33 protein-coding genes are annotated in these 26,290 nt (G+C 66.5%); 21 read left to right on the top strand and 12 right to left on the bottom strand.

Going from position 1 to position 26,290, the window contains the following annotated elements:
- The first annotated feature begins 1 nt into the window (after position 1).
- From rpmD to AC3B5T_RS00665, 7 genes are all read left to right on the top strand, one after another.
- Positions 2-187, top strand: coding sequence for a 50S ribosomal protein L30 (rpmD, locus tag AC3B5T_RS00695; protein ID WP_010842209.1), 186 nt, complete (start codon positions 2-4; stop codon positions 185-187).
- Positions 184-624, top strand: coding sequence for a 50S ribosomal protein L15 (gene rplO, locus AC3B5T_RS00690; RefSeq protein ID WP_004023566.1), 441 nt, complete (start codon positions 184-186; stop codon positions 622-624). The genes rpmD and rplO overlap by 4 nt, the downstream gene beginning before the upstream one ends.
- 205 nt (positions 625-829) lie before the next feature.
- Entirely contained in the window at positions 830-2,158 is a 1,329-nt protein-coding gene (gene secY, locus AC3B5T_RS00685; RefSeq protein WP_014927813.1) for a preprotein translocase subunit SecY, read from the top strand.
- Positions 2,155-2,709, top strand: a complete 555-nt coding sequence (locus AC3B5T_RS00680) for an adenylate kinase (RefSeq protein WP_014927812.1) — start codon at positions 2,155-2,157, stop codon at positions 2,707-2,709. Before secY ends, AC3B5T_RS00680 begins: the two co-directional genes overlap by 4 nt.
- A 37-nt stretch (positions 2,710-2,746) precedes the next feature.
- Positions 2,747-3,544 carry a type I methionyl aminopeptidase gene (gene map, locus AC3B5T_RS00675; protein ID WP_488358109.1) on the top strand — a complete coding sequence of 266 codons (798 nt, stop codon included), beginning with the start codon at positions 2,747-2,749 and terminating at the stop codon, positions 3,542-3,544.
- 315 nt (positions 3,545-3,859) lie between these two features.
- On the top strand, positions 3,860-4,255 hold the full coding sequence (locus tag AC3B5T_RS00670; RefSeq protein ID WP_488358108.1) for a hypothetical protein: 396 nt from the start codon (positions 3,860-3,862) through the stop codon (positions 4,253-4,255).
- 53 nt (positions 4,256-4,308) lie between these two features.
- Positions 4,309-6,396, top strand: a complete 2,088-nt coding sequence (locus AC3B5T_RS00665) for a bifunctional lysylphosphatidylglycerol flippase/synthetase MprF (protein ID WP_488358737.1) — start codon at positions 4,309-4,311, stop codon at positions 6,394-6,396.
- Positions 6,397-6,462: 66 nt separating this feature from the next.
- Here the strand turns inward: AC3B5T_RS00665 and fdhD are convergent, their stop codons facing one another.
- From fdhD to AC3B5T_RS00640, 5 genes are read right to left on the bottom strand one after another with little or no spacing between them, the layout of a single operon-like run.
- Complete coding sequence (gene fdhD, locus AC3B5T_RS00660; RefSeq protein ID WP_488358107.1) at positions 6,463-7,290, bottom strand: formate dehydrogenase accessory sulfurtransferase FdhD; 828 nt, start codon at positions 7,288-7,290, stop codon at positions 6,463-6,465.
- Positions 7,291-7,330: 40 nt separating this feature from the next.
- Positions 7,331-7,780 carry a D-aminoacyl-tRNA deacylase gene (gene dtd, locus AC3B5T_RS00655; RefSeq protein WP_014927808.1) on the bottom strand — a complete coding sequence of 150 codons (450 nt, stop codon included), beginning with the start codon at positions 7,778-7,780 and terminating at the stop codon, positions 7,331-7,333.
- Positions 7,781-7,823: 43 nt separating this feature from the next.
- The gene (locus tag AC3B5T_RS00650) at positions 7,824-8,573 is read right to left on the bottom strand and encodes an SIMPL domain-containing protein (protein WP_010842202.1); all 750 of its coding nucleotides are present in this window, start codon (positions 8,571-8,573) and stop codon (positions 7,824-7,826) included.
- Positions 8,570-8,962 carry a phage holin family protein gene (locus tag AC3B5T_RS00645; protein ID WP_014927807.1) on the bottom strand — a complete coding sequence of 131 codons (393 nt, stop codon included), beginning with the start codon at positions 8,960-8,962 and terminating at the stop codon, positions 8,570-8,572. The genes AC3B5T_RS00650 and AC3B5T_RS00645 overlap by 4 nt, the downstream gene beginning before the upstream one ends.
- Before the next feature lie 27 nt (positions 8,963-8,989).
- On the bottom strand, positions 8,990-9,334 hold the full coding sequence (locus AC3B5T_RS00640) for an iron chaperone (protein ID WP_488358106.1): 345 nt from the start codon (positions 9,332-9,334) through the stop codon (positions 8,990-8,992).
- A gap of 249 nt (positions 9,335-9,583) precedes the next feature.
- Between AC3B5T_RS00640 and infA the strand changes: the two genes are divergently transcribed.
- The 8 genes from infA (at position 9,584) to truA (ending at position 14,397) form a co-directional block, all read left to right on the top strand.
- Entirely contained in the window at positions 9,584-9,805 is a 222-nt protein-coding gene (infA, locus tag AC3B5T_RS00635; protein ID WP_004023539.1) for a translation initiation factor IF-1, read from the top strand.
- A gap of 117 nt (positions 9,806-9,922) precedes the next feature.
- Positions 9,923-10,036 (top strand): 50S ribosomal protein L36, encoded by a 114-nt coding sequence (gene rpmJ / locus AC3B5T_RS00630; RefSeq protein WP_005207978.1) that lies wholly within the window; start codon positions 9,923-9,925, stop codon positions 10,034-10,036.
- Positions 10,037-10,247: 211 nt separating this feature from the next.
- Positions 10,248-10,616, top strand: a complete 369-nt coding sequence (rpsM, locus tag AC3B5T_RS00625) for a 30S ribosomal protein S13 (RefSeq protein WP_004023537.1) — start codon at positions 10,248-10,250, stop codon at positions 10,614-10,616.
- The gene (rpsK, locus tag AC3B5T_RS00620) at positions 10,616-11,023 is read left to right on the top strand and encodes a 30S ribosomal protein S11 (RefSeq protein WP_004023536.1); all 408 of its coding nucleotides are present in this window, start codon (positions 10,616-10,618) and stop codon (positions 11,021-11,023) included. Before rpsM ends, rpsK begins: the two co-directional genes overlap by 1 nt.
- 24 nt (positions 11,024-11,047) lie before the next feature.
- Complete coding sequence (gene rpsD / locus AC3B5T_RS00615) at positions 11,048-11,653, top strand: 30S ribosomal protein S4 (RefSeq protein ID WP_010842199.1); 606 nt, start codon at positions 11,048-11,050, stop codon at positions 11,651-11,653.
- An 82-nt stretch (positions 11,654-11,735) separates the two neighbouring features.
- Complete coding sequence (locus tag AC3B5T_RS00610; protein WP_010842198.1) at positions 11,736-12,788, top strand: DNA-directed RNA polymerase subunit alpha; 1,053 nt, start codon at positions 11,736-11,738, stop codon at positions 12,786-12,788.
- A gap of 81 nt (positions 12,789-12,869) precedes the next feature.
- Positions 12,870-13,502, top strand: coding sequence for a 50S ribosomal protein L17 (gene rplQ / locus AC3B5T_RS00605; protein ID WP_010842197.1), 633 nt, complete (start codon positions 12,870-12,872; stop codon positions 13,500-13,502).
- Positions 13,459-14,397 (top strand): tRNA pseudouridine(38-40) synthase TruA, encoded by a 939-nt coding sequence (truA, locus tag AC3B5T_RS00600; RefSeq protein WP_010842196.1) that lies wholly within the window; start codon positions 13,459-13,461, stop codon positions 14,395-14,397. Before rplQ ends, truA begins: the two co-directional genes overlap by 44 nt.
- 114 nt (positions 14,398-14,511) lie before the next feature.
- Here truA and AC3B5T_RS00595 read toward each other — a convergent pair whose 3' ends face one another.
- From AC3B5T_RS00595 to AC3B5T_RS00585, 3 genes are all read right to left on the bottom strand, one after another.
- Positions 14,512-15,150: a TM2 domain-containing protein gene (locus AC3B5T_RS00595; RefSeq protein WP_010842195.1), complete on the bottom strand. Its 639-nt coding sequence runs from the start codon at positions 15,148-15,150 to the stop codon at positions 14,512-14,514.
- Positions 15,151-15,231: 81 nt separating this feature from the next.
- On the bottom strand, positions 15,232-15,774 hold the full coding sequence (locus AC3B5T_RS00590) for a hypothetical protein (protein ID WP_035717174.1): 543 nt from the start codon (positions 15,772-15,774) through the stop codon (positions 15,232-15,234).
- A gap of 34 nt (positions 15,775-15,808) precedes the next feature.
- On the bottom strand, positions 15,809-16,885 hold the full coding sequence (locus tag AC3B5T_RS00585) for an alpha/beta fold hydrolase (protein ID WP_010842193.1): 1,077 nt from the start codon (positions 16,883-16,885) through the stop codon (positions 15,809-15,811).
- Positions 16,886-17,130: 245 nt separating this feature from the next.
- On the opposite strand from AC3B5T_RS00585, the gene AC3B5T_RS00580 reads away from it, so the two are divergent.
- On the top strand, positions 17,131-17,766 hold the full coding sequence (locus AC3B5T_RS00580) for a DedA family protein (protein ID WP_035717189.1): 636 nt from the start codon (positions 17,131-17,133) through the stop codon (positions 17,764-17,766).
- Here the strand turns inward: AC3B5T_RS00580 and AC3B5T_RS00575 are convergent.
- From AC3B5T_RS00575 to AC3B5T_RS00560, 4 genes are all read right to left on the bottom strand, one after another.
- The gene (locus AC3B5T_RS00575; protein ID WP_152467741.1) at positions 17,763-18,407 is read right to left on the bottom strand and encodes a hypothetical protein; all 645 of its coding nucleotides are present in this window, start codon (positions 18,405-18,407) and stop codon (positions 17,763-17,765) included. The two genes, AC3B5T_RS00580 and AC3B5T_RS00575, sit on opposite strands and share 4 nt — an antisense overlap.
- Before the next feature lie 242 nt (positions 18,408-18,649).
- Entirely contained in the window at positions 18,650-21,115 is a 2,466-nt protein-coding gene (locus AC3B5T_RS00570; RefSeq protein ID WP_010842191.1) for a TPR repeat domain-containing protein, read from the bottom strand.
- 10 nt (positions 21,116-21,125) lie between these two features.
- Positions 21,126-21,446, bottom strand: a complete 321-nt coding sequence (locus tag AC3B5T_RS00565; RefSeq protein ID WP_081637202.1) for a hypothetical protein — start codon at positions 21,444-21,446, stop codon at positions 21,126-21,128.
- A 78-nt stretch (positions 21,447-21,524) separates the two neighbouring features.
- On the bottom strand, positions 21,525-23,171 hold the full coding sequence (locus AC3B5T_RS00560) for a MinD/ParA family ATP-binding protein (RefSeq protein WP_035717173.1): 1,647 nt from the start codon (positions 23,169-23,171) through the stop codon (positions 21,525-21,527).
- Positions 23,172-23,541: 370 nt separating this feature from the next.
- Between AC3B5T_RS00560 and AC3B5T_RS00555 the strand changes: the two genes are divergently transcribed.
- Genes AC3B5T_RS00555 through AC3B5T_RS00535 form a run of 5 tightly spaced genes read left to right on the top strand, consistent with a single transcriptional unit; the run spans position 23,542 to position 26,260 of the window.
- On the top strand, positions 23,542-23,922 hold the full coding sequence (locus AC3B5T_RS00555; RefSeq protein ID WP_010842187.1) for a hypothetical protein: 381 nt from the start codon (positions 23,542-23,544) through the stop codon (positions 23,920-23,922).
- An 8-nt stretch (positions 23,923-23,930) separates the two neighbouring features.
- A complete protein-coding gene (locus tag AC3B5T_RS00550) occupies positions 23,931-24,242 on the top strand; it encodes a YbaB/EbfC family nucleoid-associated protein (protein ID WP_010842186.1) in 312 nt (103 codons plus the stop codon).
- A 58-nt stretch (positions 24,243-24,300) separates the two neighbouring features.
- On the top strand, positions 24,301-24,609 hold the full coding sequence (locus AC3B5T_RS00545; RefSeq protein WP_010842185.1) for a type VII secretion target: 309 nt from the start codon (positions 24,301-24,303) through the stop codon (positions 24,607-24,609).
- 14 nt (positions 24,610-24,623) lie between these two features.
- Complete coding sequence (locus tag AC3B5T_RS00540; protein WP_055475616.1) at positions 24,624-25,952, top strand: hypothetical protein; 1,329 nt, start codon at positions 24,624-24,626, stop codon at positions 25,950-25,952.
- Positions 25,949-26,260, top strand: a complete 312-nt coding sequence (locus AC3B5T_RS00535) for a PE domain-containing protein (protein ID WP_010842183.1) — start codon at positions 25,949-25,951, stop codon at positions 26,258-26,260. Before AC3B5T_RS00540 ends, AC3B5T_RS00535 begins: the two co-directional genes overlap by 4 nt.
- Positions 26,261-26,290 lie beyond the last annotated feature (30 nt).

The raw sequence follows: 26,290 nt of genomic DNA, 5'->3' as shown, positions 1-26,290 counted from the left end.
CATGGCAGAGCTGAAGATCACCCAGGTCAAGGGCACCATCGGTACCAAGAAGAATCAGCGTGACAGCCTGCGGACCCTCGGACTCCGGGGCATCCGCCAGACCGTCACCCGCGAGGACACGCCGATCAACCGCGGCCTCATCAACGCGGTTCGTCACCTCGTGACAGTCGAAGAGGTTCAAGCATGACCATCAAACTCCATCACCTTCGCCCCGCACCGGGGTCGAAGACCGACAAGACCCGCGTGGGTCGCGGTGAGGGGTCCAAGGGTAAGACCGCCGGTCGCGGCACCAAGGGCACCAAGGCACGCAAGAACGTGCCCGCCGGGTTCGAGGGTGGCCAGATGCCGATCCACATGCGGCTGCCGAAGCTCAAGGGCTTCACCAACCGCAACCGGATCGAGTACCAGGTCGTCAACGTCGGCGACATCGCGCGCCTGTTCCCGCAGGGCGGCACCATTGGCGTCGACGAGCTCGTCGCGGCCGGCGCCGTTCGCAAGAACAAGCTGGTGAAGGTTCTCGGCGACGGCGACCTGTCGGTCAAGGTCGATATCACCGCCGACAAGTTCACCGCTTCCGCCAAGGAGAAGATCGCCGCTGCCGGCGGCAGCGTCACCGAACTCTGACGGACACACACCGCGGTCGGGCGGCAGCATCGCTGCCGCCCGACCGGGGCGTTTCGGTGTGACTGTTAGAGTCTCAGACGTTGTCCCGCCGGACACCGCAAGATCGCCGCATCCCGAAAGATCATCGTCGATTGCCGAGCACACGGGGACCGGGTCGCATCGACCCGGGACGTACGCCTCGCGTGGTCGTTCCTAGGAGGAGTTAGTGCTTTCCCCCCTCTTCGCGGCCATTCGGACGCCGGACCTGAGGAAGAAGATCCTCTTCGTTCTCGGCATCATCGTCCTGTATCGGCTGGGTGCGACGGTCCCGTCCCCGGGCGTGGACTACCAGGCCGTGCGGGCGTGTCTCGACGAGGTCTCCTCGGGTGAGTCGAGCTCGGTCTACTCCCTGATCAACCTGTTCTCCGGTGGCGCACTGCTCCAGCTGTCGGTGTTCGCGATCGGCATCATGCCGTACATCACCGCGGCCATCATCGTGCAGCTGCTCACCGTGGTCATCCCGCGGTTCGAGCAGCTCCGCAAGGAGGGCCAGGCCGGCCAGGCCAAGATGACGCAGTACACGCGTTATCTCGCCGTCGCCCTGGCATTGCTGCAGTCGACCGGCATCGTGGCCCTCGCCGATCGCGGCCAGCTCCTTCCGCAGTCCTGTGCGACCAGCGGCGAGGTGCTCAACGACTCGAGCATCTTCGGTCTGTCGATCATCGTGCTCGTCATGACCGCCGGCGCCTGTGTCGTCATGTGGTTCGGTGAGCTCATCACCGAGCGCGGCATCGGCAACGGCATGTCGCTCCTGATCTTCGCCGGTATCGCCGCCCGCATCCCGGCCGAGGGTCGCTCCATCCTGAACAGCCGCGGCGGACTCGTCTTCGCGCTGGTGTGTGTCGCCGTGCTGATCATCATCGCCGGCGTGGTCTTCATCGAGCAGGGCCAGCGGCGCATCCCGGTGCAGTACGCCAAGCGCATGGTCGGCCGGAAGATGTACGGCGGGTCGTCGACGTACCTGCCGCTGAAGGTCAACCAGGCCGGCGTCATCCCGGTGATCTTCGCCTCGTCTCTGCTGTACCTGCCCCAGCTGATCGTCGAACTCACGCGCAATCCCGATGGGACGCAATCGACCTGGCAGGAGTACGTCACCAGGTATCTGACCGACCCCAGCAACGGCGTCTACATCGCCGTGTACTTCCTGATGATCATCTTCTTCACGTACTTCTACGTGGCTGTGACGTTCAATCCAGAAGAGCGCGCCGACGAGATGAAGAAGTACGGTGGGTTCATCCCGGGCATCCGACCGGGCGCCCCGACCGCCGAATATCTCGGGTATGTGCTCAGTCGCATCACTCTGCCGGGCTCGATCTACCTCGGTATCATCGCGGTACTCCCGAACCTGTTCCTCGAGATCGGCAACAGCGGCAACGTCCAGAACCTGCCGTTCGGTGGTACGGCCGTGTTGATCATGGTCGGCGTGGGTCTGGACACGATGAAACAGATCAACAGTCAGTTGATGCAACGCAAGTACGAAGGGTTCCTGAAGTGAGACTTGTCATCCTCGGCCCGCCCGGAGCAGGTAAAGGCACCCAGGCGGAACTCTTGAGCGAAGCACTCGGGATTCCCCACATCTCGACCGGCGATCTCTTCCGCGCCAACATCTCCCAGGGCACCGCCGTGGGTGTGGAAGCCAAGAAGTACCTCGACGCCGGCAACCTCGTCCCGTCCGAGATCACCGTGGACATGGTCCGCGCCCGCGTCGGTGAGCCGGACGCGGCGAAGGGCTTCATCCTCGACGGCTTCCCGCGCTCGACCGAGCAGGCCGACGCCCTCAACGACATCCTGGCGAACCTCGACGCCTCGCTCGACGCGGTGCTCTCGTTCGTCGTCGACACCGACGTCGTCGTGGAGCGCATGCTGGCGCGTGGTCGCGCCGACGACACCGAAGAGGTCATCCGCAACCGGATGGACGTCTACACCCGTGAGACCGCGCCGCTGCTCGCCTACTACGGCGACCAGGTCAAGACCATCGACGCGGTCGGCGACATCCAGGGCGTCCACCAGCGCGTCCTGAGCGCGCTCGGCGCCGGCGTCTCCTGACCCGCGTTTCCTGACAACCGAGGAATCGCTGTAACGCATGGGGTTTCGTAAGCGCAAGCGTGTCGTCCCGTTCCGCAGCGCGGGCGAGCTCGACGCCATGGCTGCCGCCGGTGCGGTCGTCGGGGCCGCTCTGGTCGCGGTACGCGATGCGGCGAAACCGGGGGTGAGCACCCTCGATCTCGACGAGGTGGCCGAGTCCGTGATCCGGGGAGCCGGCGCGGTGCCGTCGTTCAAGGGCTACCACGGCTTCCCCGGCTCCATCTGCAGCTCGGTGAACGAGGTGGTCGTCCACGGGATCCCGTCTGCGGAGGTCGTTCTCGCCGACGGCGATCTGGTGTCGATCGACTGCGGTGCGATCCTCGACGGATGGCACGGCGACTCCGCCTGGACCTTCGGTGTGGGCGCACTCTCCGCCGCGGACGAGGAACTGTCCGAGGCGACGCGCCTGTCGATGGAGGCGGGTATCGCGGCGATGGTCGACGGTGCGCGTCTCACCGACATCTCCCATGCCATCGAACTCGGCACTCGCGCCGCCGAGAAGAAATTCGGTCGGGCGTTCGGCATCGTGGACGGCTATGGCGGACACGGGATCGGCCGCGAGATGCACATGGACCCGTTCCTGGCCAACGAGGGTGAGCCGGGTAAGGGGCCGACGCTCGTCATCGGGTCCACGCTCGCCATCGAGCCGATGCTGACGCTCGGCACCACCGAGACCACCGTCCTCGACGACGACTGGACTGTCGTCACCGATGACGGATCGCGCTCCGCACATTGGGAACACACCGTCGCGGTCACCGCCGACGGCCCGCGGATCCTCACCACTCGCCCCGCCTGAGTCTGAGCGCTACGCGCAGGATGGCCATCGGTCCCGCGACCGGCAGACGTCAACTCGACCGACAGACTTCGATCGAGGTCTGGGAGTCGAGTCGAGGTCTGGGGTCACGATCCGACAGAACCACAGACCCCCTGGCCCACCCGCACCCTGAGGTGCGAGAAGCGCAAGCGACAAGCCCTGAAGGTCCTTACCGTTGCAGCGCAGTCAGTTTCGGGTGAGGAGTTCGGCGAGACACGCTTCGACGGGGGTGTACACCTGGCCTGGCTTGAGTGGTCGGATGACGATCGGCTGGTAATCGATGATCGGCCACACGGGGTGTTGATCAGGGCGCTGTCCGTCGCCGAACGCGCGCGCGTGTACGAGATCGGTGCGCCCGGAGACTGGGCACGGCTTGTCGACCGCGACCCGCTCGAGGTGACCGCCTCGAGGAGGTGGGACTGGTACGACACCACGGGCCGTCACCGCCGCTGGTTCATCCCCGACTGGGAAGGGGTTGCGGACGAGTACGACGCGATCCACGTGAGCGTGAACGGGTACCTGACCGGCGCGGGCATCGAGATCCCGCTCGAGACCCGGGATGGGGCGACCGTGCCGGCCGGCTGGGGCCCGGACGTGACGTGGTGGCTCGATCCGGGTGTCCTCCACATCCACGACGAGCCCGTCGTCTGGCGCCGGTATGACGAACGCTGGTGTGCGACGCCCGCGGAGTGACTGATCATGGGCGATGACCGTGTGGGCGCGGCCGTCTCGTCGTACCGTTGACCATGCATTCTGACGTGTCCTGGCTCATCGTCGTGCGCCGGCTTCCGTTCACCATCGCCCTCGCGACGGCCCTGCTGATCGTCGGTGCGACGACCGGGTCGCTGTGGGGCCGGGCATCGGACAAATCCTGGTATCGGGATGTCGCGTTCGGGCTGCCCGCTGTTCGGGAGGGGCGATGGTGGACGCCCGTCACGTCCGCGTTCGTCGAGCCCGGACCCTGGCTGTACGTGCTGGCTGTGGTGGCCGTGATCGTCGGAATGGGTTGGGCCGAGTGGCAATTGGGCACCGTGCGGGCCGTTCTGGTCGGTGTCGCCGGCCACCTGGTCTCGTGTCTGCTGACCGTCCTGCTGTTGTGGTTGCTGTCGTCGGAGGTCACGTCCTGGCGCTGGGCGGAACAACTGGCGGACTCGCGTGCCACCGGCGTGGGGGCGCTGGTCGTGTCGGCCGTGGCCGTGGCCTCGGCGACCGTCCGTTCGCAGTGGCGGCTGCGCGTCCGGGTCCTGCTGGGGGCGATAGTCTCGATCGCGTTCCTGTTCGAGGGAACCCTCGCCTCGGTCGAATACGTCTTCGCAACGGTCATCATGATGGTCGTCGGGGAGAAGTTCTTCGCCACCAACGAGCGCGGCTGGGTTCCCCGCACGCGGCGTGAGGTCCGCATGCTGGGGTGCGCCGCGCTGCTGGTCATCGCGGGCGCGAACCTCTTGGTCTTCCTGTTTCCGGGCAGCGGGCCGCTGGGACCCACCGACTCCGGTGACGACTCGCTGTTCACGATGCTGATCGGCCTCGTCGTCAACGTGCTCATCGCCGACCAGCTGCGGCGAGGCAAACGATGGGCATGGTGGGTGGCCGTCGTCCTCGGTGCGCTCAACGTCCTCGCGACCGTGCTCGCGGTGGTCCTCGTCGTCTTCACCGACGTGTCGTCGGAAGGCGCGGTGACGCTCGGGACCACGCTCCTGTGGGTGGTGGTCCTCGCGATCCTCATACCCGGCCGGTTCGCCTTCGCGGTGCCGTGGCGCGTACGTCAGGTCGGTACCTCCGGCGAGGTCGACGACCCGGTCGGCCGCGTCGGGGAGCTGCTCCGCGTGCACGGCGGCGGCACCATGTCGTGGATGACGACGTGGCCGGGCAACAGCTACCAATTCACCGGGGACGCACGCGACCTCGACGATCAGTCCGTGGTGACCTACCGCAAGCATGTCGGCACGATGGTGGCGCTCGCCGACCCGGTGTGTGCGCCCGACCGGCTGCGTGACGCGGTCGACGCCTTCGTCGAACTCGCCGAAGGTGCCGGCGCCACACCCTGCTGGTTCTCGATCGGTTCGGCGACGTCGGAGATCGTCACCGGGCGCGGGTGGCTCAGTGTGCAGATCGCGGAGGACACGATCGTCGACCTGCCGGGCCTGGAGTTCAAGGGCAAGCCGTGGCAACACGTGCGGTCGGCGATGAACAAGGCTGCCAAGCAGGACATCTCGATGCGCATGGTCTCGCTCGCCGACGAGTCGTTCGCCGTCAAGACCCAGGTGCGCGCCATCTCCGAGGAATGGGTGGGGGACAAGGGCCTACCCGAGATGGGTTTCACCCTGGGCAGTGTCGAGGAGGCCATGGATCCCGCGGTGAGGGTTGCACTCGCGGTGGACCCGACGGGCAACGTACACGGCGTGCTCTCGTGGTTGCCGGTGTTCGCTCCGGGCGGCGACATCGCGGGCTGGACACTCGACATCATGAGGCGCCGCACCGACGGGTTCGGGCCGGTCGTCGAATATCTCATCGCATCGTCGGCGGTCGCTTTCAAAGACGAAGGTGCGCAGTTCATCTCGCTGTCGGGCGCCCCGCTGGCCCGGACCGGCGACTTCGAGGCCGAGCCGTTGGACAAACTGCTCGACACGCTGGGGGCCGCACTCGAGCCGTACTACGGGTTCCGGTCGCTGCACACCTTCAAGAAGAAGTTCAACCCCCGGTACGAGCCGGTCTACCTGGCGTTCCGTGACGAATCCGACCTCCCACGTATCGGGGTGGCCATCTCGCGGGCATACCTGCCGGACGCCACGACCGGTCAACTGGTCCGATTGGCGGCGTCGCGAGAAGGCTGACGCCGCCGCGCCGCGACGACGACCTCAGTGGGGGACCGCGACCGTTTCGGTGACCGCGGCGCCCGTCTAGTGGGAGATCCGGTCGGGTCGCGAGTAGATCACCATCGACTCGCCGCGGGAGAAGCCGACGAGGGTGATGCCGAGATCGTCGGCGGCGTCGGCCGCGAGTGACGAGGGCGCCGACACCGCGCAGAGCATCGGGATTCCCGCCATCGCGGCCTTCTGGACGAGTTCGAAGCTCGCGCGTCCGGAGACCTGCAGAATCGTGTTCGACAGCGGCAACCGGTCGGCGAGGACAGCCCAGCCGATCACCTTGTCCACCGCGTTGTGCCGGCCGACGTCCTCGCGCACGGCGAGGAGCTGCCCGTCGCTGCCGAAGAGCGCGGCGGCGTGCAGGCCGCCGGTCTTGTCGAAGACGTTCTGTTCGGCGCGCAACCGGTCGGGGAGGTCGAGAACGGTGCCGGCGGCGACGGTCATGGTGTCCGCGGCGGGGTCGTGGACGGAGGCGGTGGTCACCGCGGCGATGGAGTCCTTGCCGCAGATCCCGCATGCGCTCGTGACGGTGTTGGCGCGGACCAGATCGGGTCCGGGAGGCGGGACGTGGGTGGCGAGCGTGGCGTCGACGACGTTGTAGGTGTTGGCGCCCTGGGCGTCGGTGCCTGCGCAGTAGCGCGCCGTGGAGAAGTCCGCGCCGGTGGTCACGACGCCCTCGGAGACGAGGTAACCGGCGACGAGTTCGAAGTCGTCGCCGGGCGTGCGCATGGTGACCGTGAGTGAGCGCCCGCCGACTCGGATCTCGAGCGGTTCCTCGACGGCCAGGGTGTCGGCACGGTGCGTCGGATCCGCATCGCGACGGATGCGGGTGACGCGGCGGCGTGCGGTGATTCGTCCCACGACTCCGACGATAGTCGTGAGACCGTCCGTCCCGGCGGTCTCAGACGTCGAGCACGAGGGTGACCGGACCGTCGTTGACGAGACCGACCTCCATGTGCGCGCCGAAGCGTCCGGTGGCCACGGTGGCGCCCAGAGCCCGCAATGCCTCGACGACCCCCTCGACCAGCGGTTCGGCGACGGCGCCGGGCGCGGCTGCGTTCCACGACGGTCGACGGCCCTTGGCGGTGTTGGCGTAGAGCGTGAACTGGCTGATGACGAGGATCGGTGCGTCGAGGTCGGCGGCGGCTCGTTCGGGCCCGTCGCCGCCGTCGAAGATCCGCAGCCGCCAGATCTTGTCGGCGAGCCGGAGCGCGTGGTCGGCGGTGTCGTCGTGCGTGACACCCACGAGGGCGACGAGGCCCGCCGTGCCCGACGGGATGTCGAGCTCACCCACGATCTCGCCGTCGACGCTCACACTTGCTCGGCTGACTCGCTGGAGAACGGCACGCATCGGTCCAGGATGTCAGGGCACGACCGCCGGACGGGCCGCGGTGTCAGTCGAGCGCGAACGTGACCGTGACGGTGAAGGTGAGCTCCTGCTCGCCGGGTTCGACGGGAACGGGTGCCGCCGCCACGTCCCGCTCGAACGTGCCCGGCGCGACGGGCTGTTCCTGGCCGCTCGTGCTCTCCTTGATCGTGAGGACATCGCCGAGGGAATCGCCGGCGAGACCGGCGTACTGCTCGGCGCGGCCACGCGCATCGGTGAACGCGGCCTCCCGTGCCTTCTCGAGGAGCTCCGAGTCGTCGTCGATGGCGAAGGCGACGTTGTTGATGCGTGTGTTGTCCCCGCCGGCCGTCGCGGCGGCGCTCAGTACGGTCGACGCCGTCGAGATGTCGCGGATGGTCACCCGGATCGTGTTGGTGGCGAGGTATCCGCTGATCTGGCTCGAGCCGCCGGGGGCGGGACTCGAGTACTGCGGGTTCACCGACACCTGCTGGGTGGCGACGTCCTTGCGCTCGACCCCGGCAGCCACGACCGCGTCGGTGACCGCGGTGACCTTGGCGCTCGTCTCGTTCAGCGCCGTCGTGACGTCGGACGCGTTCGCCTCGACACCGATGTCGGCACGCAGGGTGTCCGGTACGCCACTGACCTGTCCCGACCCGACGACGGTCACCGATCGTGGTTCGCCGCCGGTGTCGCTGCCACACCCCGCCGCCACCGAGACCACGGCGGCGAGGGCCGCGAGAGCCGACATCGTCCGGAGAGCGGGGCGTCGTGCCGCACCGCGAGATGCGCCGTTCATCGGTCGACCGGATCCCGCATCAGCAGCGCCAGCAGCCAGCCGACCACCGACACGACGATCGCGCCGAAGATCGCCGACCAGAAGAAGTCGTCGACCTCCAGCCCCCAGTGTGTGGTGTTGCGGGTGATCCATGCGGTGAGTTCGAGCATCAACGCGTTGATGACGATGTGGATCAACCCGAGCGTCAGAATGTAGAAGGGGATGGCGATGATCTGCACGATGGGTTTGATGATCGCGTTGAGGACACCGAAGACCACGGCGACGACCAGCGCGATTCCGACCTTCTCGGCGGTCGTCGAACCGCCCACGAAGTCGATACCGGGAACGATCAGCGTCGCGACCCACAGGGCCACCGCGGTGAGCACGGTACGCACCAGGAAGGCAAGCATGGCGGACAGTCTGCCAGCAACGTCCGTTCATCCGTCGATCTGATCGCGACGGAACGCCATCATCGCGCGGATCGCGTCGTCGGGCGGCGGGGTGCCGGGCTGAAAACGCACGGTGCCCTTCTCCACGTCGAACCCGGCGAGGTGCGGCCGCCCGGCGTCCACCGCCTCCGGGCTGTACGGGTACAGCCCGATGTGCTTCTTGGTGCGCATCACGGACAGGAGCGGGCTCCCGTGATAGGTGAGGGCCGGCATTCCGTATCCCTTGCCCTGAACGGTGTCGGGGACCGTTCCGCGAGCCACGTCGTAGATGCGGCCGATCACGTCACGGTCGGCGGGGTCGAGGCCGTCGAGATAATCGTCGACAGTGCCCATCCGGGGCGGCCCCTCTCGGTGGCGCGAAGCACGCATTTGGCCTGGCCTGCTCGTTCGCGTAACATGGACCGTCGGTGCGCATCGCGTGCCGGGCCTCAGCGTGTCAGCACGTGGGTCCGGGCCGGCGTACACCGGGTGCAGGTCCTCGCGGACCGGTGCCCACACCCTAACGGACAAACACTGATTCAATCCGGCCAACCGCCGCAGCATCATCAGATGTCGCGGACGCGGCCAGGAATCGCGGAGGACATGGCGAAGAAAGACGGGGCCATCGAGGTCGAGGGTCGAGTGATCGAACCCCTGCCCAATGCGATGTTTCGTATTGAGCTGGAAAACGGACACAAGGTTCTCGCCCACATCAGCGGCAAGATGCGGCAGCACTACATCCGCATCCTGCCCGAGGACCGGGTCGTCGTGGAACTCTCGCCCTACGACCTGGCTCGTGGGCGAATCGTGTACCGCTACAAGTAGGACTTTCCCGGCGTTGCCGGGGACAAGCTTCTCGGACATCCGTCCGGGAGGAGACCGACACCCACGTGTACGGCCGTTTCGGCGTGCGCGCGGGCGAGCCGAGCAGGAGAGATTGACGTGAAGGTTCAGCCGAGCGTCAAGCCGATCTGCGAGAAGTGCAAGGTGATCCGCCGCAACGGTCGGGTCATGGTGATCTGCGAGAACCTGCGTCACAAGCAGCGTCAGGGCTGATCACGCGCACCCTCCGGGTCGCTTGAGTCAGAACAACTGAAGATCGACAACTGAACACCCAAGGACCTCCCAGCACCAGCGGCGACAGACGCGTCACCGCCTACCTCCGGATCAGAGGCCGGAGCCCACGAGGCCGGACATACGGTTCGGCACCAGCTCGCGGGACGGACTGGGAGCAGACCTCTGAGAAATCGAAAAGGAAATCCGCCACATGGCACGTGTTGCTGGTGTGGATCTCCCCCGCGAGAAGCGGCTGGAGATCGCACTGACCTACATCTACGGAGTTGGGCGCACCACCTCCAAGGAGATCCTCGAGGGGACCGGCCTCAGCCCGGACCTGCGAGCCAAGGATCTCACCGACGCAGACGTCTCGAAGCTGCGTGAATACATCGAAGCCTCGGTGAAGGTCGAAGGTGACCTGCGTCGCGAGGTGCAGGCCGACATCCGTCGCAAGATCGAGATCGGCTGCTACCAGGGTCTGCGCCACCGCCGTGGCCTGCCTGTCCGCGGACAGCGCACCAAGACCAATGCCCGCACTCGCAAGGGCCCGAAGAAGACCATCGCCGGGAAGAAGAAGTAATGCCTCCGAAGTCACGTAGCGCAGGCCCGAAGAAGGGCACCCGCCGTCGCGATAAGAAGAACGTCCCGCACGGCCACGCGCACATCAAGTCGACGTTCAACAACACCATCGTGTCGATCAGCGACCCCAGCGGAAACATCATCAGCTGGGCGTCGTCGGGCCACGTCGGTTTCAAGGGCTCGCGCAAGAGCACCCCGTTCGCGGCTCAGCTCGCGGCCGAGAACGCTGCGCGCAAGGCCCAGGAGCACGGCGTCAAGAAGGTCGACGTGTTCGTCAAGGGACCGGGCTCGGGTCGTGAGACCGCGATCCGCTCCCTGCAGGCAGCCGGCCTCGAGGTCGGCACCATTTCCGATGTCACCCCGCAGCCGCACAACGGTTGCCGTCCGCCCAAGCGGCGTCGGGTCTAGCGGGAAAGGGAGGAACAGAGAAACATGGCTCGTTATACCGGCCCCGCAACCAAGAAGTCTCGTCGTCTTCGCGTCGACCTGATCGGTGGAGACGCTGCATTCGAGCGTCGCCCCTACCCGCCCGGCCAGCACGGCCGCTCGCGGATCAAGGAGAGCGAATACCTGCTCCAGCTCCAGGAGAAGCAGAAGGCCCGCTTCACCTACGGCGTCATGGAGAAGCAGTTCCGCCGCTACTACGAAGAGGCGAACCGTCGCAACGGCAAGACCGGTGACGAACTGCTGAAGATCCTCGAGACCCGTCTCGACAACGTCGTGTACCGCTCGGGCATCGCGCGGACCCGTCGTCAGGCCCGCCAGCTGGTCAGCCACGGCCACTTCACCGTCAACGGTGTGAAGGTCGACGTGCCCAGCTACCGCGTCAGCCAGTACGACATCATCGACGTCCGCCCGAAGTCGCTGCAGACCGTCCCGTTCCAGATCGCCAAGGAGCTCGTCGGCGATCGTCCGGTCCCGGGTTGGCTCCAGGTCGTGCCGTCGACCCTGCGCATCCTCGTGCACAGCGTGCCCGAGCGTGCTCAGATCGATGTCCCGCTGACCGAGCAGCTCATCGTCGAGTTCTACTCGAAGTAAGACACACCGCCCGACAGCAACAGCTGTTCGGTTCACCCTCGAGGCCGTCATATAGCGGTCGGCCAAAGGAGATATCCAAGAAATGCTCATCTCACAGCGACCCACCCTCACCGAGGACGTCCTTGCCGAGAACCGCTCGAAGTTCGTCATCGAGCCGCTCGAGCCGGGCTTCGGCTACACCCTCGGCAACTCGCTGCGTCGTACCCTGCTCAGCTCGATCCCGGGTGCTGCCATCACCAGCATCCGCATCGACGGTGTGCTCCACGAGTTCACCACCGTGGCCGGGGTCAAGGAAGACGTCACCGACATCATCCTGAACCTCAAGGGCCTCGTGGTCAGCTCGGATGAGGACGAGCCGGTCACCATGTACGTGCGCAAGCAGGGTCCGGGCACCGTCACCGGAGCCGACATCGTGCCCCCGGCCGGTGTCACCGTGCACAACCCCGATCTGCACATCGCCACCCTGAACGACAAGGGCAAGCTCGAGATCGAGCTCGTCGTCGAGCGGGGCCGCGGCTACGTGCCGGCCGTGCAGAACAAGGCGTCGGGTGCCGAGATCGGCCGCATCCCGGTCGACTCGATCTACTCGCCGGTGCTCAAGGTGACCTACAAGGTCGAGGCCACCCGTGTCGAGCAGCGCACCGACTTCGATCGTCTGGTGCTCGACGTGGAGACCAAGAACTCGATCAGTGCGCGTGACGCGCTGGCATCGGCGGGCAAGACCCTGGTGGAGCTGTTCGGGCTCGCCCGGGAGCTCAACGTCGAGGCCGAGGGCATCGAGATCGGACCGTCGCCGGCGGAGGCCGACCACATCGCGTCGTTCAGCCTGCCGATCGAGGATCTCGAGCTGACCGTTCGTTCCTACAACTGCCTCAAGCGCGAGGGTGTGCACACCGTCGGCGAGCTGGTTGCCCGGACCGAGTCGGATCTGCTCGACATCCGCAACTTCGGCCAGAAGTCGATCGACGAGGTCAAGGTCAAGCTGCACGCGCTCGGTCTGTCCCTGAAGGACAGCCCGGCCAGCTTCGATCCGTCGCAGGTCGCGGGTTACGACCCGGCCACCGGCACGTGGTCGGAAGACGCGTCGTTCGACGCCGATTCCGGTGAGGATTTCGCGGAGACCGAGCAGCTGTAGTCGCTTCGACGCGGCGGTAGCTGTCACTGCCCAACCCTGACTTCCGCATCGAGTGATGCGGGGTCCTCCTAGGAGAAGACAATGCCCAAGCCCACCAAGGGTGCCCGCCTCGGCGGGTCGGCCAGCCACCAGAAGGCGATGCTGGCGAATCTCGCCACCTCGCTCTTCGAGCACGGCCGCATCACCACCACGGAAGCCAAGGCCAAGCGCCTGCGTCCGTACGCGGAGAAGATCATCACCCACGCCAAGGCCGGCAAGCTGGCCAACCGCCGTGAGGTGCTGAAGGACATCCGTGACAAGGACGTCGTCCACACGCTGTTCGACGAGATCGGCCCGTTCTTCGCCGATCGTCCCGGTGGCTACACCCGCATCATCAAGACGCTGCCGCGCAAGGGCGACAATGCCCCCATGGCCGTGATCGAGCTGGTGCGCGAGACCACCGCGTCGAGCGAGGCAAGCCGCGCGACCCGCGTCGCCGCCTCCAAGAAGGCCGCCGAGGACAAGCTCGACGCCACCGAAGAGGTCGTCGGCGACGACACCGCAGCGGCCACCGACGGCTCGGAGAACGTGGTGGAGGCCGTCGAGGCCGACGCCACCGATGCCGAGGTCGCCAATGCCGAGGCCGTGGCCGAGGCTGTCGACGACGAGTCGACCGCGGCGACCGCTCCCGATGCCGAGGCAGCCGGAGCCGACGTCGACGGTGACAAGAAGTAGTCGACTGACTCGAGAATCGCAGACCGAACCCGTCGGCCCGGATCCCGGTGCCGGCGGGTTCTGTCGTCTCCGATTCGACATCTCCTACGACGGAACCGACTTCGCCGGGTGGGCACGGCAGATCGGTCAGCGCAGCGTCTGCGAGGAGCTCGAGACCCGGTTGTCGACGGTGCTGCGGGTACCGGTGCGGTTGACCGTGGCGGGCCGCACCGACGCCGGTGTCCACGCGACGGGGCAGGTCGCACACGCCGACGTCCCGCGGTCGGCGCTGGAGACGAGATCGATCGCCGGCGACCCCGCGACGCTGGTCGGGCGTCTCGCGAAGATGTGTCCCGACGATGTCCGGGTGACGGCGGTGCGCGTCGTCCCGCAGGATTTCGACGCCCGGTTCTCGGCGTTACGTCGCCACTATCGCTACCGGCTGACCGATGCGCGGTGGGGTGCCGAGCCGGTGGTCGCACGCACGACCGCCACCTGGCGCCGGCCGCTCGATGTCGACGCACTGAACGCCGCATCGTCGGAGTTGTTGGGACTCAACGATTTCGCGGCCTTCTGTCGTCGGCGCGAGGGGGCGACGACCATCCGGGATCTGCAGCGGTTCGCCTGGACCCGCGATGCCGACGGTGTGCTCGTCGGTGAGGTCAGTGCCGACGCGTTCTGCTGGTCGATGGTGCGCTCGCTGGTGGGGGCGGTCGCGAGTGTCGGCGACGGCCGGCGCGACATCGCCTGGTGCCGTGGACTTCTCGAGGAGCGGGAACGCAGCAGTCAGGTGCCCGTCGCCGAGGCCCGCGGGCTGTGTCTGGTCGGCGTCGACTATCCCGCCGACCACGAACTCGCCGCACGCAACACGGTGACCCGCGACGTGCGCGGCTCCATCGGTTGCTGCGGGGGTTGACGCACGCCGCCCCTGAAATCCGCCATCTAGGAACCGACCGGCGACGATATGTCGGCCGTGGCTCTCTGGTGGGCGGGCTTCAGGGGCGGTTCTGCTCGATGTGGCGAGCCCGGCTCAGTTGCCGAGTTTGAGACCGTTCTTGTCCCGTACGTTGCCGGTCAGCATCATGATGCCGTCGATCAGCGCCCACACGGCGACACCGAAGACGATGAAGATCCCGACGATGAAGATCGCGGTGATGTAGCCGAGGATGGTCAGGCCGAGCTGGATCGCGCCGGTGGTGTTGTCGCCGATGTAGAAACGGCCGACGCCGAGGCTGCCGAGGAAGATCTGTAGCAGGCCGGCGACCAGCTTGGACTTGTCGGAAAGCGGTTCACCGGTGGCCGGGTCCCGGCCGTAGGGCGCGGTCGGGTCGGGTGCGCCGCCGTACCCGTAGCCCGGTGCCGCGGGGTATCCGCCCTGCGGCGCCCCGAACTGCTGGGGTGTTCCGTACTGCTGGGGTGCCCCGTATTGCTGGCCCCCGTACTGGGGTGCCCCGTACTGCTGACCCCCGTACTGCTGGTTGCCGTACTGCTGGTCGCCGTACTGGGGACTTTCGAACCCGGGTTGCGATGTTCCGGCTGTACCGAAGTCGGTGTTCCCCGGCTGCTGGGCGGCGGGGTCGGTGCCGTAGGTCGGTGCCGGGTCGGCGGGTGGTGGCTGCTTCACGAACGGATCGTCGGGCTTGTTGCCGGAGTTCTCTGGTGTGGTCATCGGGTGGATCCTCCTCGTGACTTGGGTGGAACGTCGTGCTCGGGTCGAACGGGTGGCGGGCTGCCGGTCAGGCGACTCGACTCATGCGACGGCGGCCAGTTGGCGTGCGTAGTACACGCGACCGGACACGTCGCTCATCACCCACGGCGCGGTCGCCGGGATGTTGGTGACGTGCATCGCGCCGCCCGCGCCCCGGACCCGTACCTGGATGTGGCCCGTCGTGCGCCGTTCTTTCATCAACAAGAACAGCAGACTCAGAAAGCAGACCAGAAAGAAGCCGACGAGCGCCAGCACCAGGCCCGTTTGTGACATCTGTTCGGAGGACACGGACATGTCGGTGACCTCCCACTGCGAACCCGCCAGCGGGAACGTGCCCGACGGCGTGATCACGTAGTGCTGCGTGCAGGTGATGTCTCCGATGACCACGAGTGGCGGTTCGGGCAGCGCCGACGCGCCCGCGTCGGGGTAGGGCCAGCCGTACCCGGGAGAGACACCCGGGCTCGCGAAGTGGTTGGGAGTCGGATAGTCGGCGGGGGCCGGCACGAATCCAGGACTGGAGTCGTAGGCATTCGGCTGGTGCGGCAACGGACGTGTGCCGTGATCGCCACTACCCGGGTAGGTCATCCAGCAATGGTGGCATACGCGTGTGTGTTTCGGGTCAGGTGGCGTTGCGCTCGTCTTCGAAGGCCTCGAGCACTTCGTCGACCGTGTCGTCGTCGCCGACGAACTGTTCGGGATGGGCGCCCTCGGACATCAGATGCCGCCAGTTGAGGGGGTCGAATTCCACCGGCGCGTGCCGTGAGATGAAGTCGATGACGATCCGGCAGAACCGATCCGGGTCGTCGTGGAACGGGAAATGCCCGGAGCCGGCGAAGGTCTCGAATTCAGAGTGCGGGATCGCCGAATGCGCCAGCTCGCCGTGGTGGTAGGGGATCACGATGTCCTGGTCGCCCCACACGAGCAGGACAGGCAGGCGCTCGGTGAGGTAGCAGCGGTCGAGCATCGTCACGGATTGTCCCCGCCAGTCGACGACCGCGCGCAGCGTGCGGAGGAAAGCCGCCGACGCGGTGGGGTCGGCGAGCCCGCCGAGAACCCGCATGAGGTCCTCATGGTCGGCCAGGAGATGCTCGGGTGTCGCCGCAGAGGGAAACACCGACGGCAACGGTGCGGCGACGATCGCCTTCGCGAGCGTCGTGAGACCCGGGACCACACCGGGGACGCGAAGCGCCGACAGCACCTGCGGAACGACCGGCAGCGAGAACAGACGCAGGACTGGATTGACGTCGCGGGTGACTCCGCCTGCCGCGACCAGGACGAGTCGCTCGACGAAGCGCGGGAACTGATAGCAGAACTGCATCGCGACGCCGCCGCCCAGCGAGTGGCCGACGACCGTCACCTTGCTGATCCCCAGGACGACGAGGAGGTCACGCATGCCGTTGGCGAAGGCCGGCACCGAGTAGTCGGCGCGAGGCTTGTCGGAGTGCCCGTGCCCGAGGAGATCGGGCGCGATGACGGTGTAGTGCTGCGCCAGGATCGGGATGACCTCGTCCCAGGTCGACGAATTGTCGCCGATACCGTGGATGAGCAGCAGGGCGGGACCGCTGCCCGCGATCCGGTAGGCGCGGCGGTAGCCGTGGATGGTGTGGTACTCGATGCGGACGTCGGTGTCGGACACCGGACGCAGCGTCGGACCGGAAGTCGTGTTCGGGGACGGATCCCGGTGCTTCGTGGGCACTGTCTCTCCCCTCGGTGTCGCTCGTGCGGTTGGCAGATCGCGCGTCGGCGACGGGCCGGTACGTAGCAACGTCCGTTGTACGCCTCAGGGGTCGAGTAAACCGCATCCTCGGCCGTCGTGCGCGTCGGGTCCGGACGCGGTGGTGGTGACGGGGGGTTACCGGGAACTGAATGCTCGGCGACGCGTTGCGCGTCGCGATGCCGCGGGACTTCGACGTACCGGCCACGACACTACTGTTGGATTCGATGAATCCCTTCGACATCGAGTCCTTCGTGGCCACCGGCGGCCTCATCGGTCTCTGCGTGCTGATCTTCGTGGAGACCGGCATCCTCGTCGGGTTCATCTTCCCTGGCGACTCGGTGCTCTTCACCGCAGGTGTGTTCGCCGCGCAGCCCGAGCCGTTCGCACCACTCTGGCTGTTGTGCCTCGCCGTGCCGCTGGCAGCGATCCTCGGCGACCAGTGCGGCTACTTCATCGGACGACGTGTGGGTCGCAGCGTGGTCGAGGGCAAGCTGATGCGCACCATCGGGCCGGAGTATCTCGCGAAGACGAACCACTACTTCGACCGCTTCGGGCCACTCACCGTGTTCTTCGGCAGGTTCATCGGGATCGTCCGCACGCTGACCCCGCTGGTCGCCGGGTTCAGCGGGATGTCGCACCGGACGTTCACCCTCTTCAGCGTGCTGGGCAGCTTCACCTGGGCCGCCGGGATCATCCTGCTCGGCTACTTCCTCGGCAACGTCCCCCTCATCCGCGACAACATCGAGATATTCATCATCGCCTCGGTGCTCACGATCGTCGTGCCGACGTTCATCCACCTGGCGCGGCGATGGCGGACGGCGCGCAAGGTACGGCGTGCGGACCGCCCGGGGACTGCTTAGGCGTCTGCGCCTTTGGGGGCGATCCATTCGGGGAAGCTCGGTGGTGCGGGTGGGTCGAGGGCTAGGAGGTTGTACCACTCCCAGGGGCCGTTGACGGGGTGCGGTGGTTGGAAGTCCAGGGATGTGGTGCCTGTCCACCCGGGGAACTTCTTGCGCCACCAGGCCACACACTCGGGTTCGTCGCCCCAGAAGTCGTTCACACCCCGTAGATCGCGGATGGCTCCGATAGACCAATTGCCGAAGACATTCCAAGACGGCTGATCGTTACCTCGAAAGTTGTGGTCGGCAGCTGACTCGTCACGGTGGCCCGAAATACCTGCAGAAACGCCCGAGGGTTTCCTGAGCTGTACCTCGAGTGTGCGAGGGCGCGCTTCGCCGATGAAGCTGCCCTCGGCGTCGGCGGCGGGTGGATAGGCAGGCTTGACTGCTTGCCGCAGGGTGCAGATACGCGCCGTGACAGCTGTGTCTGTGACCGTCATCGAAGCAATGTGGCGAGACATCACCGTGTTCGCTACAGGGATGCGATTTCCGGGTGTTGGAGGCTGATCGGGTCTGCCCCAGTTGCCGAAGTACTCGCGGGTGCCGGCGACTGCTTCCGCGAACCCTGGAAACGAGTTTTTCGTGCCTGCCCAAGAGGCCATTTCGCCAGCATCGAGGGTGGCACGAACCAGTTCCGCAGGCCGGGATTGGATGTCGGTGCCCTCTGCTGCGGACCACACGACGGTGTAGGGGATGTCGGGACGCGGAGGCAATTCTGTCGGCGTTGGACCAGAGGCCGGCGGAGTGCAAGCAGCTCCTACAAGTGCCAGGAAGATCGTCACGACGATCCAGCCGAACACCGTGCCGCTGCGTCTACGCAACACCCGGAGGTGTGAACCGGGCGTCATGGTGCTGGAGGGAGGTTCAGTTTCCACTTCGTTCCCAACTCCTCCGACTCGCTCCACACGTCACGGTAATCTTCGGGGATATTGTCCGGGTTACTGTTTCGGGTCTTGGCGGCGAGCTGTTCGACGATTGTCCGGAGATCGGTGTTGAATTGTGTTTCGTTCGTTTCGCCCGATTTCAGGATCTCGTCGCGACTCCGTAGGGAACCGTCGGAATTGAACCATCCTTGCTTGGCCAGATCCCGGGCTATGCCAGGGTCCAGCTGTGATCGGACGTCGCCCTCGGTGGAGGCAATGATCGCCGCTCGGATGTCCCCCACGGCGCTGCCGGTGCCGCCCGACGATCCGTCTATCTGCTGTTTGTATTTCGCAGGATCAAAACCATCTTCTGATGGTGCCGGCCCCAGGAGCGAATTCTTGAGACCGTCTTTCACGTGGTCGAGCAGAATGTCCGATCCCGGTGCCTTGTCGGTGAGCTTGCCGGTGCCGAGGTCGGACACTTTGAGCACATCGTCGAGGATCTTCCCCTTCAGCTCATATGCACTTTTCGCCGCTGCGAAGTCGTCGCCGGCTTTGTCGTGGGCTGCGTACAGCAACCCTTCGTCGGCGAGTCCGCGCAAGTGAGACATCAGAGCCAGTCGATGCGCGGCGTCACCGGCGTTGGGGTCAGCGCCGTAACGGGCCGCTTCGTCAGCGATCTGGGAGTACACCTCGGAATAAAAGGTCTTCGCGGCCGTCTCGTCGGTTGCCAACAGTCCGAAAATCCGCGATGACCCCTCGAAGTTGTCGGTACCGGGTGAGTGCATGACGTTCTCGCCGGGCGTGTCATTGAAACCAGGGAGCGACTGATCCTGATCGCCGCCGAGCTCACCGGCGTACGGCTTCAACGACTCGGCTAGTGTTCGGACCAGTTCGGGATTCACCTCACCCGCTGACTTGCCGTCCACCATTCCCGGGATATCCATCAGTGCGTTGTAGCCGTCGTGCGAACCGGTGTATCTGGCGATTGCCTCCATGATGGTCGCTGATCGCTCCGCGGTGCGATGATCGAGTTCTTGACCCAGGGTTCGTTGTTCTGGTGGTATGTCGAACGATTGGGACCGTGCGTCACTTTCCGTGACGGTCAACAGTGTGTCCGCGGCCCGCCCGTCGTCCTCCCACTGGGTGGTCATCAGATCGTGAATGAAGTCGGCGCCATCTGGCCCGGAAAAAGCATCACTGACCCACATCTTGTCCCGCCCGACGGCCTTCAAGATGTCTTGGATCTCTGGGTGCGCTGTGCCGGACGTTGTGAAGTTGTCGTCATATCGAACTTCGCCGTCGATATGAAAACCGTTGGCAATCTTCTGGCCGTAATATTCCTGCTCGTACTTGGCCATCGCATCGGTGTACTTGCGCCCGAGGTCACCGAGACGCCGGTCGATCTCGGTGCCCGCCTGATAGCGGGAGTCTCCGGAATGGAGAAGGTTGCCGAGTGTCGCGGAGTTTGCCAATCCGTTCACTGCGATGACGTTGTCACTGAGAACGACAGGGTTTTCGATACTGAGCACATCCTTGACGGTCTGAGGAAGCGCCTCGAATCCTCCATGGAGGTCACCCGCGCGGATGTTCTTGTTGGACAGGATTTGTAGTCCGTTGGCCAGCGCACCTCGTGTTCCCGCCATGGCGGGACCGACGCCGAACGATTCAAACGCCTTGATCCCGCTCAGGCTGCCATTTCCCACGTCGACCGCTCCGGTCGCATGTTTGATGTAGAGGAATTGCTCCTTCGTGATGTCGACGGGCTGCCCGAGTTGGAGGCGTGCCAACTGCTCCGGTGTGAGCTGCATGGCCCGCGCGAACCGCGCCCGTTGTTCCGGAGTCGCGGTCCCGGAGAGAATCGCTTGGGCGTCTGGCGCTGCCTTGGTGGGATCGATGGTCGAACTGTTCTGCGCGATCGACGCCGGTGTGAGACCGGCGATCGCACCGAGGGCGGCGGAGACCGCCGAATTCGTATTAGACACCGCGGTATCGGCGGCGCGTCCGAGATCCAGGAGCGCCTGCTGGAGCTCTGTCGCGGTGCCTTTGTCGTACTCGGCGCCGTCGGGTGCCATCGACTTGTTGAAATCGACGTTGTAGGCGGGATCGTTCGTGCGCAGTTCGTAGCCGAGCGCGGCCGCTGTGGACTTCTGGTTCTCCAACGTCGTCATCGCACCGCGGATGGCTGTCTTGCCGTTGTCCAAAGCCGCTGCAAGGGTCCCATACTGGTCGGACAACGATCTCAACCACCGAGTGATGCTCTCCGCGCGACCGTCGGCGGCCGTGCGGGCAAGACCTTTCCACTCCGCGGGGGTGAGATTGATGACCGGATTGCCGGCCCTCGGAGCTTGGCCGTCGAGGTCGGTCTGAAGCGTTCGCGCCGCTGATGCGATGTCGCCGAGCGATTCCGGTTTCCACCCGATGACCTGGTCGTAGGTCGGCGTCATCTCCGGACCGTCACGCGGGGCCGGCCGGGTAGGAGACGGCCTGCCGGATGAACGTCGCATTCTCGCCGTCGAGTTCGACTGTCGAGTTCTTGAACGAGGTGATCATCTCGGAGAACGCGGTGACCGCACCCGCGGCGTTCGTCAGCGACGTCGTGACATGCTGGTCGCCGCTACCGGCCACCTCGGTCATCGGGTTCGTCGCACCGGCGAATGCGCCGGTCAGCGTACTGAACGACGAGGCGAGGGTGTATCCCTCGATCGTCGACGCCACTGCGGAGATGGCTGTGGATGCGCCGCCCACCGCCCCTGGATTCACTGCAAAATCAGTCATGCTTCCCCCGTCCCGGACATGATCGCGTGAACTATAACAACGGCAACGACATACGGATGTTCGGCATCGTGAACATTCTCATCGGAGGAACGGCTCCTCCCGATATCCGGGTCCGCCGGAGAAGTCGTCGGCGATGGTCGCCGCGAGTTCGACGAACGACCGCTTGGTCGGCTTCGACATCAGTTCCAGATCGACATCCGCGCCCTCGGCGAGATGGTCGTCGAACGGGATCTTGTGGACGGCGCGGCATCGCGTGAGGAAGTGCTGGCCCAGCTGATCGGTGTCGATGGTCGACGAACCCGGCCGCGACGAACTCAGGACGACGACGGCGCGCGAGACGAGGTGTCCGAACCCGTGCGCCTCCAGCCAGTCGAGGGTCGCCCCCGCGCTGCGAGCACCGTCGAGAGCCGGTGAGCTGACGAGGATGATCGTGTTCGCGAGGTCGAGGACGCCGTTCATCGCCGAGTGGCTCAGGCCGGTACCGCAGTCGGTGATGATGATGTTGTAGAAGCGCTGCAACACGGTGATGACGCCGCGGTACTCCTCCTCGTTGAACGCCTCGGCCATCGCCGGGTCTCGCTCGGAGGCAAGGACTTCGAGACGGCTCGGTGCCTGCGAGGTGTGTGCCCGGACATCGGAGTACCGGTAGACGTTCTCGTCGGCGAGCAGGTCGCGGACCGTCGACCGGGTCTGTTGCGGAATCCGCTGTGCGAGCGTGCCGAGGTCGGGGTTGGCGTCGACGGCGATCACGCGGTCACCGCGCAACGACGCGAAGGTCGAGCCGAGACCGACTGTGGTCGTCGTCTTGCCGACGCCGCCCTTCAGGGACAGCACGGCGATGCGGTAGTCCCCGCGAACCGGTCGGTTCACCCGCTCGAGCAGTTGCTGGAATTCGATGTCGCCCTGCGACTCACCGGGATTGATGGCACCGGCCGACAGCGTGTGCACCGCCCGGCGCCACCCGCGGCTCGGTGCGCGACGAGCCTTGCGGATCAGGGCCACCTCGTCGAGCGACGGGCCTCCGGGAGGCGGCCCGTATCCGTGCTGCATCGGCTGTCCGGGAAAGGCAGGCGCGGGGCCTGGTCCCACCGGCACGGGACCGGCGTGCGGCGGCGGTTGATGACCGGCCGGGGTCGGCGGCATCGACTGGTGAGCCGGCCCCGGATCGCCGGGATGCGGGGCGGGCACGGGTGAACCGGGTGGAGCGAAACGTGGGTCGACGTGGTGCGGCGACATTCCGGGCGCCGGTGCCGGGCCGGTGAACTGGTCTGGGCCGAACTGGTCTGGGCCGAACTGGTTTGGGCCGAAGTGATCCGATCTGGGGCCCGGGGGTACGTGAGGCGGCCACGGGGGAGCGGTGGGATTGGTGGCCGGTGGGACCTCGGGACGGAACTCCGGCGGAACGGTCCCGTTGGCCGGACGGGGATCGGTGGGCGCAGCCCCGGGGTGCATCGACGGGCCGAATGCGCCGGTCGGCGGTGGCGGGGACGCGGGCTGATCGGACATCGGCGGTACGCGATCGGTGTCGACGTCTGGATGTGGAGGTGCCGGCCGGCCGGCCGGCGATCCGCTGCCATTCGGAGGAGCAGACGCCTGGAACTGTGGCGGCGGGCCGGGATCGGCGGGCGGCGGCGCGAACTGCAGCCACGGCGGCGGGGCCGGCGCATCGGCATCCGGGCCCTCGGGCCCTGTTCGGTCGGGCCTCGTGGAGTTCTCGTACGTCATCGGGGAATCCTCTGGTCAAGCGGCCGGGCGCCGATCGCGTAGCTGCAAGTTCGGCGAGGCGAGCAGCGAATCCACCCCGTTTGTCGATCAACCCCGGCTGCGTCCTGCGGGAGTCTACCGAAGGCCGCGGTCCAGGTCCGGACGACATCCACAGACCGTCTCACCGCACACGTTTGGCATCCCGCATCGCTGGTGTGGTGGCGTTCACGCGAGTATGGCAGTATCAGGCACTCCACACATGTGCGCAGCGGGGTGCGCGGATCTTCACGGATCCGCATGTGGGAGGTCTGGTTCCATCGAACGAGAATTCGATGGAACCGAAAGGGGCCCCGGCTGCGTCTTATTCGGCGTGAAGGGGGTGCAGCTTTCCATGACCTACTCCGATGATCCTCGGGATTCCGTCGACGGTGATGCCGGCGACCCGTGGGCCGTGATGCACGAGTTCACGACCGCACGGTCCCGATCCGGCGGCCTCGGCGTCCGGACCACGGCACAGGGGTTGCCCGTTGCGGTCCGTATCGAGCCGTCCGAGCTCGACAAGGACCCGGCGCTGCTCGCCGGTGACATCCTTCGGCTGTGTCAGCAGGCGGCGATGTCCGCCGGTATCCGACTTCGGGAGAATCTCCTGGCGTCCGGCATCGACCGTGACCTCGTGCAGGAGATGCAGCTGCCGCGTCCGGACGATCTCGCGCGAGCCGAATGGCGCGACGACGAGGAAGCCGACGCACCCGCGTCGTGGTTGCAGCGATGAACTGGGCAATGGACGAACTCGAGGCGCGCGCGCAGCGTCAGCTCGACGGCCTGCACGATTACCAGGAGAAGTTGCGTGCCATCACGGCGCGTGAGACGTCCGCCGACGGACTGGTCACCGCGGAGGTGGACGGAAAGGGCGCGCTCGTCGATCTGCGATTCGCCCACGGCGCCAACGAACTCGGCGCGAGCCGCCTCGCCGACCAGGTCGTGACGACCGCCGCCCTGGCCGCGCAGAAGGTCTACGCCCGGATCGCCGCGGTGACCGAGGAGTTCAACGAATCGTTCGGCGACATGCTGGCCGCTCGTCCGGCCGAATGACGGACCCGGCCGATACAAGATCGTTCCATCAGACTGACAACCACGAGGGGGTTCGAGAATGACGAACGTCAAGGTGACGCCGGAGGTGCTCGAGGGCTTCGCCGCCACGAATGCCGCGATGGCGACCGCCGTCGGTACCGCGGGGTCCATCGACGCCGCGGCCAACACCGCGGCGATGGTTCCCGTCTTCGGACTCATCGGTCAGGAGTTCCTCGCCGCGTTCATCGCGGCGCAGGCCAGTCACCTGATGTCGGTGGGAGAACTCGCCGCCGTACACGCCGCCACGGCCGCGTCGACTGCCGCGGGCCTCGCCGAGTTCGAGGGCACTGACGCCTCGAGCGCCGCGGCGATCCGCTCGGTGCTGTGACGGTCCCACCGCCGATGCCGGCACCACTGCCGGGTATCCCGGATGTGCCGGCGCTGAATCACATGACGGTCCAACAGATGATCGAGGCGACGCCCCTCGGGCCGATCCTGGACCGAACCGTCGCCGACGTGCTCGGCGGGATGGGGCTGCCGCCGCTTCCTGTCCTGCCGCCGCTGCCGCCGATGCCGGGCCTGCCTCCGCTGCAACCGCCGAATCTCGACATGTTCATCAAACCCATGACCGATCTGCTGGGCGGATTCGGCACGGGTGATCTCTCCGGCGGGGGCTTCGATCCGACGATCATCTTCGAGAGCCTCACCAAGGTGCTCGAGACATCGATGACGATGGGGCAGAGTGCCCTCAAGCTCGCCGATCAGCTGTGGACCGGGCAGGGCGCGGTCAGCGCCGGCGCCAAGACCGCCGAGGCAGGGGCCAACAGCTCGGCTCTGGCGACGCAGGGATCGGGGATCTCGCTGGACACCAAGACCGCCGCCGCGATCGTCGCCAAAGGACTCGCGGTGGTGCAGGGGATCATTGCGGCCACCATCGCGAAGATCACCAGTATGGCGGTCCCGATGATGATGACACCGGCAGTCGGTGCGGGTTTCGCGGCCGCGGCCGGATTCGCCTCCATCGGACTGTCTCAGGCGACCGCCGCGGTCGCAGTCACACGGGCGGAGCTACTCGGCCCGACAACCGCGATGGCGGTGAACGGGGCGCCGGTCGCGGTCACCGGTGCACCCACCGCCGGCGCCGGACAATCGCCGTTCACGCTGGCGAGCTCGATTCTCGACGTCGTGTCGCCGGCCATGTCCACGGCCACCGAACTGCCGACCTCCCTGATGCAGCCGATCAGCAAGATGCTGAACGTCGACCACGAGTCGCCCGCCGTTGTCCCAGCAGCGCTGACACCGAAAGCCAAAGGCGGCGGTGGCGGCGGTGGGGGAGGCGGTGGCGGTGGTGGCGGCGGCATCGGCGGCGTCGGCGGAGTCATGACGCCGCTCAGCGCTTCCCGCCCGACCGTCCCGACGAACTTCTCGCTCTCCGAACCCGCGCTCGGCGGCGCGTCGAGCGCCCGGCCGATGACGGCGACGCCCGCGGCGATGCCGATGGGCGGTGCCCCGATGGGCGCGGCCGGAGCCCGCGGCGCGGGCGCGTCGGACGATCAGCACGCCGTACCCGACTATCTCGTCACCGAGGACAACGGCCGCCGCGTGGTCGGCGACTCGCCGGAGGTCGCGCCGGCGGTCATCGGCTACGAGGAAGCTGCCGAGAGCGATCCGAGTCCGGACATCGAACTCCGACTGGGTGTGCCCGGTCCGAAACGAAACGAGGAAGTATGAGCAGCTCGCAACTCCGCGTCGAACCCGCCGAATTGATCTCGGCGGCAAGCAACCTCGACCGGATCGCGGATCGTCTGGAACTGGCGCTCACCGGCGCCGGCCGCTCGCTGACGGTCGCGGCGCAGGGCCGCGACGAGGTGTCGGCCGCGGCCGCGGCGAGTTTCAGTGCGGTTGCCGCGAGTTTCGAAAAGGACACCGCGACCGGCGTTCTCGAGATGCGGAAGATCGCGGCCGTGCTGCGTGCACAGGCTGCCGGCTTCATCGAGGGCGACGCCGAGGCGTCGGACGCCTTCCGAGTGGCGCTGTAGGCGTCGTCAGAACCACCCGCTCAGCAACGT

Source organism: Gordonia sp. G4 (assembly GCF_057770005.1).
This window is presented reverse-complemented; position numbering and strand designations above follow the sequence as displayed.